The 12,917-nt window shown below is 32.8% G+C and carries 13 protein-coding genes; 4 read left to right on the top strand and 9 right to left on the bottom strand.

Annotation, left to right across the window (positions count from 1 at the left end; genetic code table 11):
* Positions 1-21 precede the first annotated feature (21 nt).
* The 3 genes from ACH3O9_RS00930 to ACH3O9_RS00920 all read right to left on the bottom strand — a co-directional run bounded on the left by ACH3O9_RS00930 (position 22) and on the right by ACH3O9_RS00920 (position 3,446).
* A complete protein-coding gene (locus ACH3O9_RS00930; RefSeq protein WP_416443451.1) occupies positions 22-276 on the bottom strand; it encodes a hypothetical protein in 255 nt (84 codons plus the stop codon).
* A gap of 572 nt (positions 277-848) precedes the next feature.
* Positions 849-2,300 (bottom strand): hypothetical protein, encoded by a 1,452-nt coding sequence (locus ACH3O9_RS00925; protein WP_416443449.1) that lies wholly within the window; start codon positions 2,298-2,300, stop codon positions 849-851.
* A gap of 336 nt (positions 2,301-2,636) precedes the next feature.
* Positions 2,637-3,446, bottom strand: coding sequence for a LuxR C-terminal-related transcriptional regulator (locus ACH3O9_RS00920; protein ID WP_416443447.1), 810 nt, complete (start codon positions 3,444-3,446; stop codon positions 2,637-2,639).
* Positions 3,447-3,646: 200 nt separating this feature from the next.
* Between ACH3O9_RS00920 and ACH3O9_RS00915 the strand changes: the two genes are divergently transcribed.
* From ACH3O9_RS00915 to ACH3O9_RS00900, 4 genes are all read left to right on the top strand, one after another.
* A complete protein-coding gene (locus ACH3O9_RS00915) occupies positions 3,647-4,237 on the top strand; it encodes a hypothetical protein (protein ID WP_416443445.1) in 591 nt (196 codons plus the stop codon).
* Positions 4,238-7,075, top strand: a complete 2,838-nt coding sequence (locus tag ACH3O9_RS00910) for a hypothetical protein (protein ID WP_416443443.1) — start codon at positions 4,238-4,240, stop codon at positions 7,073-7,075.
* Between the two features lie 51 nt (positions 7,076-7,126).
* Positions 7,127-7,477, top strand: coding sequence for a hypothetical protein (locus ACH3O9_RS00905; RefSeq protein WP_416443441.1), 351 nt, complete (start codon positions 7,127-7,129; stop codon positions 7,475-7,477).
* 180 nt (positions 7,478-7,657) lie between these two features.
* Positions 7,658-8,488, top strand: a complete 831-nt coding sequence (locus tag ACH3O9_RS00900; RefSeq protein WP_416443439.1) for an alpha/beta fold hydrolase — start codon at positions 7,658-7,660, stop codon at positions 8,486-8,488.
* 533 nt (positions 8,489-9,021) lie between these two features.
* Here ACH3O9_RS00900 and ACH3O9_RS00895 read toward each other — a convergent pair.
* The 6 genes from ACH3O9_RS00895 to ACH3O9_RS00870 form a co-directional block, all read right to left on the bottom strand.
* Complete coding sequence (locus ACH3O9_RS00895; RefSeq protein WP_416443437.1) at positions 9,022-9,645, bottom strand: hypothetical protein; 624 nt, start codon at positions 9,643-9,645, stop codon at positions 9,022-9,024.
* On the bottom strand, positions 9,635-10,138 hold the full coding sequence (locus tag ACH3O9_RS00890; protein ID WP_416443435.1) for an RNA polymerase sigma factor: 504 nt from the start codon (positions 10,136-10,138) through the stop codon (positions 9,635-9,637). The genes ACH3O9_RS00895 and ACH3O9_RS00890 overlap by 11 nt, the downstream gene beginning before the upstream one ends.
* A gap of 11 nt (positions 10,139-10,149) precedes the next feature.
* Positions 10,150-11,007, bottom strand: coding sequence for a TraB/GumN family protein (locus tag ACH3O9_RS00885; RefSeq protein WP_416443433.1), 858 nt, complete (start codon positions 11,005-11,007; stop codon positions 10,150-10,152).
* Positions 11,008-11,673: 666 nt separating this feature from the next.
* Positions 11,674-12,093 (bottom strand): hypothetical protein, encoded by a 420-nt coding sequence (locus tag ACH3O9_RS00880; RefSeq protein WP_416446596.1) that lies wholly within the window; start codon positions 12,091-12,093, stop codon positions 11,674-11,676.
* Between the two features lie 6 nt (positions 12,094-12,099).
* Positions 12,100-12,369, bottom strand: a complete 270-nt coding sequence (locus tag ACH3O9_RS00875) for a hypothetical protein (protein WP_416443431.1) — start codon at positions 12,367-12,369, stop codon at positions 12,100-12,102.
* Positions 12,363-12,875 (bottom strand): hypothetical protein, encoded by a 513-nt coding sequence (locus ACH3O9_RS00870; protein WP_416443429.1) that lies wholly within the window; start codon positions 12,873-12,875, stop codon positions 12,363-12,365. Before ACH3O9_RS00870 ends, ACH3O9_RS00875 begins: the two co-directional genes overlap by 7 nt.
* Positions 12,876-12,917 lie beyond the last annotated feature (42 nt).

Raw genomic sequence — 12,917 nt, 5'->3', positions numbered from 1 at the left:
AGGAAATGTATGGAGATTTTTTTATTCGATCTTAGAGAAGATTCTGTTCATACAATAGTAAGAAAATCCTGATTTACGAAGCTGAACGTTTAAACTTCTGGTATTGAGTAGGTAAAGAACTTTTATGTTGCTTTTACCATCTTGATCAATAATCTGCCCATGATTTTTTATAAAAGAGTTTGGGCTTTTTTTATTTGGTATTGATGATTGGGTAGTTTTTTGAGAGTGTAAAACACTTGCATATAAAATCAAAAATAGTAGTAATGTTTTTTTCATACGCTTATTTTAGAATATCAAGCAAAAAAATTATTCCATTTAAAAAAATCACTTAAACACTAATTAATATATAAACCCTTACAATGACATGGTTGATACATTACCTTTATTTGCATCTAGTAATAAAATTTAAAATCTTAACAGTTAAATCGCGAGACTAACCAGACAGCAATCTTAGGGATTACTTCTTGGCATAAACTTTTTTTACTGTGGTTAAATAAAAAAAGCAGCCTTAAAATAAGACTGCTGTTATAACAATGTGGAGTCGGGCGGAACGCCCAGAAAATGAGATATTCATTGTTTATAAGGCTTTCCAAAGGGTCCAAAATTAGCGGTCACCGAATTGGTGCCTCGTTAACAAAGTTTAACGTTTTGGGATGATCAATGTTGTTGTTTAAATTAATCAAAGACTATTAATTAAATATAATAATACTCCAACTTTTTATAATTTGAGACTTTATTAATTATGCCGTTTAAATTAATAGTTAAGATTTTTTGCTTGGTTTGCAAATCTTAAAGTCTGAATTTAAAATGGCTTAGACGTATATTAAGCAGTATTTTACAATTTGTTTTTATAACATCTTCAAAATTTCTTGTGTTAACTTAATAAGAGGTATTGCAGTCGAACCGATTTTTTTTGCGGTGCTTAAAAAATCATCTAAAAATGATTTAAGTATTTTTTTCTTTGGTTTGTCCTTAATTATCTCCTTCTCCAAAAATCTCTTTTTCTGGGATAATTCATCAAAACTATTAGAGTCAATTAGCAGCTTTAAAGTATTTAGTTTATCAAACAATAACTCTATTTTATTTTTAATCTTTTTGATTGATTTGGGTTGTATTAAAACTTCTTGAAATTGTATTTGATCAATGCTTTTCTTAGCTTGATTAATATTAATATTTTTACCCCCGGATATATTAAATTCATTCTTTCTCATAATTATGTTATTTTTAATTTGCCGCGGTTGCCCTGAAGTCCTAAGGTATTCTTCAACTTTATACCAAATTTGAGGTCGAATATTAATAGTGAGTTGCAATTTTTGATATAATGACGAAATACTGCCTGGCTTTACCTGTTCCTCTAGAATACGTACTTTTTTAATTAGTTTATTATCTCCAAGAAAATTTTCTTTTGCAATAGTATTTCTTATGGTTCTGATTAAATAGTACTGTATTTGATCAGATTTTTGAGAAAAAGGTACAGGATTAATTAGACCTTTGTCAATTCCCTTTAATATAATATTTAGACTTTTTCTTTCTGAAATTAATCTACATAAAATAATGCGTATTTCACGTATTTTTTTTCTATTAACTTTAGTTTCAGATATTTCAATTTGTTTAGGTTTAGAAATGTTGTTATCCGTCAAAATCCATTGATCAAATTTTTTGTTTTTCCAACTTAAAATTGAATGACTAATATGAAGTTTTAAGGAATTGATTACTGTGGTCAACTCATTAGATTTTTTTATAAATCTTTCTGAGTTATTTTTCGATATTATAATTGTAGGTGGGGACGCGAAAACGAGATTTAATTGTGTGATATCAATAAATTTGGAAGAGGAAATAGTGTAAAGTTTGGCTAATGAGTCTTCAGCTTTTCCTAGAGTGATCTTTTGTTCTTTACCACCTCCGACTGGCACTCTCAATTCGAGGTTTAGTAATTCATCTACAATTTGGCTGATTGAAATATCATTCACATAATTAGTTGTGACCCTGAAACCTATCTCGAATTTGCCCGAGGCTTCTCCGTCGAAGAAAAATCTACGGAATAGAAGTTTTATTAAATAATTTCTATTTTTGACAAAAGTCAACCATTTCACAATTTTAATACCTCTTTTTGCCAAACAGATATTTGATTCACCTATCCAGTTGTTAAGACCCCCATATTTTCTATACTGAATATTACCAATAAATTTGGCGAATTCATTCTCTTGAGGATTCGGCCAATCAGGAAATGGTAGACAATGTGTATCTTGATCAAAGAATTTACGATAATCTGTAATCGTATATTGAATAATGACTATCATAGGAAAATAAGCTCCTCTTGGTTATGGACAAGAGGAGCGGAGTGATGCCAATGTTAGTAAAGCGAAACCAATTTTTTCCCTTGAGAAAAAGGATGGATTCTTAATGCCTACAAACACATTAGCTGCGTTCAAGATAATCCTCTGTTATCTAAATCTAATTTAGGAAATTCTAAGCTTAAAAAAAATAAAAATGGCACTCAAATTTCATTTTAGAGTATTTCTAAAACTGTATTGGAACTGGGCGAAGAAAATTTAGCATTTAGTAAATAAAATGAACCTCTACAAAATCAGAGAAGGAAGGCAAGGTTACATATATAATTATAGCCATAGGGAACGTCAAATTATCCCCTTTCTAATAGCGAAACTTACTAATGCTGTAACGTTGGATGAACCAGTTTTAAATTGCATGTTTCGGCTATGATTGATAACGGTGTTTTCACTAATATTTAATTTATAAGCTATTTGTCTGTTTGTCAATCCCTCAGAAATCCAAAGTAGTATCTCTCTTTCTCTATTTGTTAACAATTTATCCTCTTCAAAGATGAAAAATTTCTTTTTATAAATTGTTTTTGCCAGACCATCGATGTCTTTCAAACTATCTACCGTGTGTATTGCAGAATTTTCATGTTTGTAATGATTAATATTGATAACCATGCCGAGGCTCAATAGGGGATTGCAATTGCTATCTGACTTAATAAAGCAATTGCGTTGCATTAAATTGACATATTCACCCTGTTTATCTTTTAACCTATAATTGTAGGTAAAAATATAATTATCATGTTCTTCTGAGGGTATGGTTTTTAGGATTGACAATCTTTCAGGAAATATTTGTTCTTCAAAAAGGCGCAGATCATCTTTATGATATTTGTCCAAAATAAATTCTACTCCATTCATGATTAAGTCTTCAGGTTTATACCCAAGAATCATAGATATAGATTTCGACATTATAAGATATTTTCCTGAAGTGTAATCAACTATATAATTCATAGGTATACCATGATGAAAAATATTTAGAAAATGCTGATTAATACAAAGGAATTCATCTATCCCATCGATTTTTAAGTTGTTCTTATCGTAACCTTGGCCGCTTACAGAATTCATATATCCCGTCCAGGATAAATGTTTAATGGGTGGAGTTTTGGCCATAAAATCTAGTTATTAAAGTCTTATATACCAATGTTATGCTTAAAATATGTATGTAATGAAATTACGATAAAATGACAAGATTTTGCTATTTCTGCTACCCTTATTTTAAAATAAGTTTGTTTGGATTTGAGATAGAATCTTGATGACTTTGAAGGGGAAAAGTTGCCTCTAAATTCTAAAAGCCAAAAATCAAAATTTATATGAAAACTTTAAAAGGTGCTATTATCATTTTTCTTGTATTACTCGTCAGTTGTAAAAAAGACACACAAGAAAATAAGGGAGAAACATTAGAGAAGTTAAATTCTAAGAGTTCTGTAACAGATATCAATTTAGATACTATCCCGTGCATGGGCGCTCTGGGTGACGTAAAATATTCTATACTGCCACTAAAAAATTTTCAATATGAAAACGGAAATTGTTGGATACTTATGGATTCCATTGATCGTCGAGAGGCTCAACGATTTCGTTTATTTCAACGGTATAAAATTGATACGATACCTGATGCAAGAGGTGTATTTCTTAGGGGCATGAATGAAGGGAGAAATTCGAATACTGGAGATGTATGGGGAAATAGAGAAATAGGAAATTATCAAATAGATACATTTCAGGTTCACAAACATAACATCGATAATATAGAGACTATAATATGGGCACATACAACACATGGTAATCAAGCAAAAAATATGGTTATAGGATCATTTGGACAGCAGAAGGAAACCTATAATTCTCCAGGGGGAAGGGAAACGCGGCCGAGAAATATTTGCCTATATACTTATATTAAAGTTAATTAAATGAGAAAAATAGTCCACTTTCTAATAATTTTCTCAATCATTTCCTGTAATTCTTCACAGGAAAGAGAAGGTGCTGCTAAATTCTATAGTAATGACTTTTCAATTGAAGCTACTTCTCCAGAAATACTTCAATTAATGATCAATGAATATAAATTAACCGAACCTGAAATCACTAATAATTTAGCAAAACAAATTTTAAAAAATGTAGGCATTAAAAAATTTGACGGAGCGTCTCTTGAAAAATATACCAATCATTATCGAAACGCATTATACGAAGCGAACAATTACTCTTGTAAAGATGCAGCCTTTTATAATTCAGTTTCGAATGATCTGGCAAAAATGAATGTTCCCGTGTTTTCAAATTTTTCAAGTACTAAACTCTCACAAGAGATAAGTAATCTTCTCCCACTTGTCATTGAAAAAGCTTTTCGGCAAAGTATTGATAGCATTGCTAGAGATGTTATGGTGGAAGAGATTGCTTCTGAAGTAAATACATACATAGAAGAAAGAATCTCCCTCTTGCATACCAAAGGCGTTGATTTATTGGATAAGAAAAAATCCGATTTTGATGCAGAATTCAAATCTTCTTTAGGTAAAATTAAAGCCATTGAAACAGATTCCGTTTTTGGCGTGTTACTTCCTTCATTAGCTTTTAAGCACATCAAACGGACAAAAATAAATTACAAATACACTCAACTTACTCAAGCCGAATTTGATTCAAAAGTTAAGCTATTAAATGCTAAAACAATTCGCTTAACCAAGCGAACAGGAGATTTGGTAAGAAATCAGATCAAGGAAATTGATTCCTCTTTAACGCTATTAGCTAAGAATGAAGAGAAAGCAATCGAATATTCTAAAAATTTATACAACAAAGCAAGGTTAATGAATGACAGTGCGGATTCATTAAAAATTGAATTGGACAAAGAACTACAAATAACAAAAACCGGTGAAAATGTATTAAGAATTCAGCATGAATATAGTAAATACTCAAAAGCGGCATATATACTCACAAATATTGTTTCTGACTATCAAAAAGGGAAACTTGATAGCGGTGTCCTTTTAAACTCAATTGATAATAAATACATTAATAGCGTCATAACTATTGATGGTGCCTATAGTGATGTAAAAAAATCAATCAAGGATTTAGCTGAAGTCAACTTGTACACCATCTCTACGGTTTCAATGCGGGTTTGCAGCAATATGGAAGTTGCGGCAACCGAACTTGAATCTTTAAAAATTTTAAAAGGAAAAGATGCTAAGAACGTAGGCAAATTTATAAAATATCTTTCTTCCTCTATTCAGATTGGTACTGGCGTAGGTAAAACTTTTGGTGGAGATCCATCAGGAATCTTTAACATAATATCTGGCTTATCAGGTTTATTTAGAAGTAGTTCAGCGCCATCGCCTGAAGCACAGATGATGTCTTATATGGCTAATAGGTTTGATCATGTAGATGAAAAGCTTGATACAATAAATCATAGGCTTAATACATTGACCTTACTTACAATTAATCTTTATAAAGATGTAATTACAAACTTTGAAATAGTGCAAAACGAATTAGCAAAAGTGAGAGAAGACCTTATGGATATTCAAGAATTTGCAAAGATGGAGGCAAATAAAGAATATTTTCGATGTCTTGAAGAAAATATAGAAGACACAATCATTATTACCCGGTATTCACAACTTATTTCTAACTACAAGCATATGGGAATATGTCTAAAGGGTTTAGATATTTTTTCAAATCCCAACGCTAAAGATTTTTTTAAGGCTCGATTCAGTAGAGAAAAAAATGAAGATCTTGAAACATTTGAGGATTCTGTATACCAACCCGTGCTTGCCTATATAAATTCAAAATACGTTTCCGACAATGCAAAAGCGTTAATGGTCAACTCATCTCTCTTCCCCTCATTTGAATTTGGAAAGTTAAAGCCTGTTGAGTTTGTAGCTAGTTATTATCTATTGCGAGGAATTCGAACCGATTTTAATAATTTAGATGCAATAAAAGATAAAAATGGTTACATTAATTACAAATTTTTATCATCATTCACTGAAATTTATTTAAAGTACTCAAATTATTTTGAGATTCAAATGGAAGATCAAAATCACGAACCTTATCCCATTAATAAGTATTTAGAAAGTTCGAAGGAAGACAAAATGCGATTCCAAAATATTTCCAGAGGTAGATTACAGAATTTACTAGATTTATCAAGAAACTCCTTAATACAGCAATCTCTTTTATCAGGAAATGAATTAGTATACTCAATTCTTTCTACTCTCACCACAGCAGATACGGATATAAATAAAATTAATGCTATTAACTGCTTGAAATACAATCCCATTTTAAGTCAAAACTATTCCAAGCATTTACTTCGCAATAGAGTATTCTTTGCTTATACCGATTCCACTTTATTTGATTCTTATTCGTCAATTTTCAACTATCAGCTTCAAGATAGTACTGATAAAGTAATTACAGCTATAGGTGAATTCAATAAGGTTTTAACTCGATTAGGCAATAATAAATACTTATTGTTAGATTATGATAAAACTGAAAATATGATCATTTTACGACTTAAAACCCCTGGAATAACAGGCTTCGCTATTGTCAATGCTCCCTTCCCAGAAGATTTGATAGATACAAAATTTACTCAGAATGAAGGTGTGTATAAAATGTTGGATATTCAGGATAAGCTGAGATTAAAGCTTTTTAATTCATATTTTAACTCATCTCTTGCAAAAAACTCAGATCCCGAATCTGAACAGGTTTTTAAAGCGCTGTATACTATAGATGTCATTCAAGGTGGCTCTTCGCCACGACGAAATAATTCAAAAATTCAATAAATTTATTATAGCTCAAAATATCAATTATAATATTTACAAATGCTAAAAGTTATGAATAAGATTAAATATCTCTATATTTTCATCCCAGTAATTTGTGGATCTTTTCTAAGACAGGTTGACAAATTGGATGGTTTTTATTACTCAATTGTCTTTAATTCATCAGAAGATGAGCATTATGCCCAATTTTCGACAATATTCTATTCTTCTTGTAATGAAACTACAGTTACTTCCAAATTATCGGAATATCGGAAAAAAACTTCCTTTTTAGAACAAAGAGTAGAAGGTCCTTTTACTTCTGGAAATGAGGCTGACAGTGCTCGAATTGATGCAAAGCAACAATGGAAAGACTCAGGATATAAGATTGGTGGAGATAATAATTTTTTCGGTGATTGTAGCGAATAATTACAATAAAAACTTTTTTGTTGCTTCGGATAATCTAGCATCTCTAAAATATATAAAGCATTTTTAAAATCAAAATATTTGCAACATTAGACTACCATCTAAGAGACTGTAGATTTTATTTGCTTCTGTAAATGACGGAAAATGAATATCTTAAAAACATAAATATAAGACGTGTGTATTATGATCTATCATTCCACTATCACTCTTAAGTCCTGTCCTATTCGAGTCATCGAAAAACCTGGAGATGGTCCAGCTATATTTTTTATTCATGGAAATTCAATGTCTTCCCAAATTTGGGCAGAGCAGCTGAAGGATGGTATCTTTGATAATTTTAGATTGATTGCTATTGACCTTCCGGGGCATGGCAAATCTGCGAAGTCGGATAAGCCCCATAGGGACTATAATCTGCCAGGCTATGGGAAATTATTGCTTAAGGTTCTGGATAACCTGAAATTAGATGATTATATTATTGTTGGTTTTTCATTGGGTGGTAACATTGCTCTTGAAGTTTTAGCTAAACTTAAAGTTTGTAGAGGAATATTTTTGTCAGGGACAGTTTTATTTGAATCTGCTAAGCATATACCATCTGCTTTAATGCCTCATCCAGCTGTTAGTTATATTTTTAAAGCAGACACAACTAGAGAGCAAGCTGCTGAGGCAGTTGAACTATTTTTCAATTTAGGTACTACAACTGATCGAAAACTATATATAGATAACTTCACGAATACAGACCCTAACTGTAGATCATTTCTTGCGAAAAGTATAGAGGAGGGAAAATTAAGTAATAATATCGAAAAGATCCAAAAGGCTACCATTCCTATAGCTTATACAACCGGCGCAAAAGATCAGTATTTAGATTTGGCCTATTTAAATTCACATTCTTCATTTTTTTGGGAAGGTATAAAGTTCTTGGAAAATTCTGGACATGTACCTCAAACGGAGAATCCATCTCAATTTAATGAATATTTACTTAAATTTATCCAGTTCTGTTACGCCGAATCAGTATCTTAATTAGCAACGTAAAGACCTTCTTGGCACCTCAAAAATATTCTTCTTCCATCAAACAATCAAAATTGGTTTTGCAATTAATCAAATAATTTGAATTGATCGTTGTTATCAAAATTTTATACGATACAAAAAGCTACCATTTTGAGTAGCGAAGCGGATAAAAATGAGTAGCAAGAGGGTAACACGCTGCGCGATGTTACATATTCATAACTCATTTTATATCAGGTCATTAATAGATTTTCACTAACTGGATTTATTCAAATTTGCGACAAATGACCTCTCAAGCCCTAAAAATAGGCTCATTTTTGCGACAATTTGCATTTTGATAGGAAAGTAAGAACCGAAATTCAGGTAGTCCTCACCACATTCCCCTGCACTGCATTTCAGACAAAACAGGTCGTTCACAAAGTTTTGAACACAGGGAAAAGATATTTTTAAATTGCCAAAGAGGACGAATTGTTTTTAACCTACGTTTGTGTTATGCTTTATTAGAATTTCCTTTCGGTTAGCATTCAGTTTTTTCCAACACGACCTGATTAATCATCAATCTTAAATTCTTTCAAAGTATTTTCCAGTGTTCTAATATGAATTCCATAGAGTTTGTCCGACCAAAGTGCCGTCACAAAATAAATACCTACACTTATTGCTAAGTAAATTATGATGCTCAGGATAATGGTAGAATCGGCTATATTCAATAGGAGTACCTGGTTAAACATTTTTTCGTCAACAAAATCCAATCCCAATATAAGTGAGGCGAATGCAAGTGGTAATATCAGGCTTCCTGCCATAATAGCTGTTTTGTAAACCTCTAGAGTTAACTTCAAATCATAGGTGAAGTTTATGACGGCTTCTTTGGCGGTACTATCTAGATGCTTCGTTTTTCTTAAAAACCAAAACATTTTTGCAAGATATCCCAATGTTATGAGCGAAGTAACAAACATCAATAGGTAATAAACATTTCGTGGTAGTCGATGTAAGTTCATAGAACTCGGCAAAATAAAAAACAATAGAATACATAGTAATTGAGTTAATAGTTCACCCTTCATGCGTGCTCTAACTTTTTTAATTGGCATTCTACTGGAAATATCCTTAAGGTTTTTAGGAACTTGAATACTGTGATTTTCTGCATTCATTTTTTCTTTTATCTCTTCAAAATTCATAACCCTGCTTCTTTATAATTTTTTGTAATTTTAGTTTTGTTCTGTTCGTTTTAACCCGGACATTTATTTCGGAAATCCCCAAATTTTCAGCTATTTCCTTCCCGGAAAAGCCTTCTATAAATTGAAGGATTAACGCCTTTTCTATCTTGTTTAACTCTTTTACGGCTTTGTAAAAATGATTTAACTGAAGGTCTTTTTCAGGAGTATAGGGTTGTAAGGCGATCGGCTCCCTATCGATTCCCTTAAACTTGTCAGGTTTTCTTTTTTCCTTTTTAAAAAATACTATGGCGGTATTTAATGCTACTCTGTACATCCAGGAGGAAAATTGACTCTCTCCTTTAAAGGATTCAACGGATTTCCATAACTGAAAAATAATTTCCTGAAATAAATCTTGCTGATCTTCTGGGGCATCAAAATACATCCTGGAAACCTTGTGAAGTATTCCTTTATGCTTATTGATAAGTCTTAAAAATTCCTCTTCCGATAATTTCATCCAATAGTTTTCTAATCAGTTACCGGCACAACGGAATAACCCTTTTCTCGTAATAAATTTATAATTCCAGAGGTGTTGGTCAGATGTGCTGCTCCCACAGCGAAAAGCTTACTTGAAGATTTCATCATTGCTGGCATAGTTTCTACCCACTTCTTATTGCGTTCGATTTGCATAATGTAGGTTGCATTTTCGTCCATATATTTGTCAGCATTCAGTAACCTTACGGCTGTATTGATGTCTTCATTTCTATAAACTTCTATAGCCTTGTTAAAGTCTTTTTTGTAAGATTCAAAAAGCATCAACTGTTCAAATGCAAAATCCGGGGGGTAAGAGTCATTCAAGATTTCAATTTGCTCCTGAGCTGTTTCAAGACTTAATATAGGTTTATTTAATTGGGTGGCTTCAATACTAAGTTCATTCTCGAAGGATTTCAATGCCGCGCATGGCAACATTTTACCAATCATGATTGATTGTAACATGCTGAGTCCGTAAGAATCATAGATTTCTAAGGAATTACCCGTAACTTTTGTTACCAGCTTATCCAGTTCCAAATATTGTTCTTTTGATAATGCTTTAGAGATTTTCTCTGAACTTGCAAATGATGCCTGCATGGCTTGCATCTCTTTAGGATCTGAAAGATTTACTTCCAGAACCAGAGCATCAACACTTGTTAGTGCCTGTGTGACTTTTTCTGGGACGAAAAAATCATCTGCGCACATAAAATGTAAGGATGCAAAAATGTACGAATCTTGTTGAAGTTCTGGTTTCGACACTTTCCACAAAACCGAATTTTCAAGCTTTTCCTGAGCTTCTAAAAAGGAAAGGTTGAATGTTATAACAAAGAGGACAAAAAGTTTTAGATATTTCATTGCTGATTTTTTAGAATTCTTACCGTAAGTAATAGAATCAAAAAATTGTTACAGGGTAGTAGTGATAATTTAAATACTGATGGTCCTCACCACATTCCCCTGCACTGCATTTCGGGCAAAGCGGTTCGTCCAGAAGGTCTTGAACACAGGCCAAAAAAATCCAATTTTGCAATTATTAAAGTAGGATGAATTGTTTTTGGCCTACGTTCGCTGGGCTTCCTAGCTTCGAATTGACCGATATGTTTTCTTAAAGTAATTTTATGTTCCCATAGTTCCAGTAGCCCTCTCCCTGTTTTTGATAATAAAAGAACAGGATTAAAAATTAGCCGGGCGCATAAACCGGTCGGCTGCGCCTTCCTATTTATAGCCCTTTCCTAATTTTATATTCCTGTAGGGGAGAACTATCAAAAAAGGGAATGCGAAGGCACTGGAAGAAGTAAGGGAAGAAGAAAAAAATAGTGTTCGAACCGATCTAGTTTTGAGTTACATTAAACATGTAAAAAAGGACAATGCTCCGGATAAAAAAAGTAAAGGTGTTTGAAATAGGGGATAAATATTGAATCAGTTGGTATGCATCTAAGCTCCAAGTTTCTCTTTTAGTAAATAGAAGACTATCCGTCGAGAATTAGCGAACAAGTGAAGAATACATGAAAGTCATAGACTTAATCAAATACTATTGACTAGATTTTTAATTTCACTTATGATTCGATCGAAGCGGGTTTGTTGTTCTTCATAATATAGATTGCCGATTATTGCTTCTTGCAGGGTGTCTTTTTCCAGAATGGTTTCAAACTGTTCTTTTAGATATTTTTGAACTTCTGGATCAGCATCAAAAATTTGCATTCTAAAGTTGGATGTGTAATTAAGTAAGTAAACGATATCCTCGAAATCATGGCTCATTCTTGGATCTCGCCTTCCCCTAGCTTCAAAAGCTGCAAATTTAGTGGCCAAAAAATAGGGTAATGGAAGAATACTAATCTCAGTATCTTCAATTTTAATAGCTATTGAGTTTTCAAAGCCGGGCTTAAACCATGGATTGGCCGGTGCCCAGCCTACCTCGGTTGTGGACATTACATCTACCTTAATATCCTTTTATCTAAACCTACAAATCACATCATCTTCGGCAGATTGAATAAAACCTCTTTCCTCCAGATCTACCCGAAGTTCCTCAAGTTCTTTGACATTTGCAATTTCTAAGGTGATATCAATATCCTTCGTAGGACGCACATCCTCTGCTGCGGGATCATCGATATAAAGACTAACCATTGCACCACCTACATAAACTACATTTTTGTTAAGGATGCCCAAAGCAACCGCCACCTGTTTAGTGGCTTCCAGATTGATTTTGGTATTTTTTAGCATAAGCGGTTTTTTAGTTCTTCAATGGCTAAATTTTTCTCTCTGGCGCGTCCAACTCGTAATACATCGCATAAAGCCATTAACTCGTAAAATTTCTCGTCTTTTAAACAGGCTTCGGGTATATTGGGATGTAAAGGTTCAATAGCCTGACCTCTCAAATTCCCTTTTCCATAAGGCCAGACATAGGCTTCCTCACTTTTTATAGTGTCATTTAAGGGCGGTGCTGAATGCGCGGTTGCCATTCCCCGAACCAGAGCACCGGGTTCTTGGGGGTAGACATAGAGCAAACCATATTGTAAAAAATCAATTATTGCGCTTTTCATCAATCGCTTTTTATCTGGAAAGATCAAGCCTGCAATGATAGACCTGTTTATACTCTCACTTATTTCACTTCCGCTGATACCGAGTTCATAAGAAAGATCTTTCATATACCAATCCTGATCTTGCTTTGCAGCAATTTTCAAGAGAACCACGATATCGTGAGGCCGCATCCCGGAGTGTTTTTTCATGATACTTTTATGTCTAATGTCAAAGATAAGAATTAATTCTCA

The sequence above is a fragment of the Leeuwenhoekiella sp. A16 genome (assembly GCF_047946675.1).
Classification (GTDB): Bacteria; Bacteroidota; Bacteroidia; order Flavobacteriales; family Flavobacteriaceae; genus Leeuwenhoekiella.
Note: the sequence above shows the minus strand (reverse complement) of the source record. Positions and strands in the feature narration are given on the sequence as shown.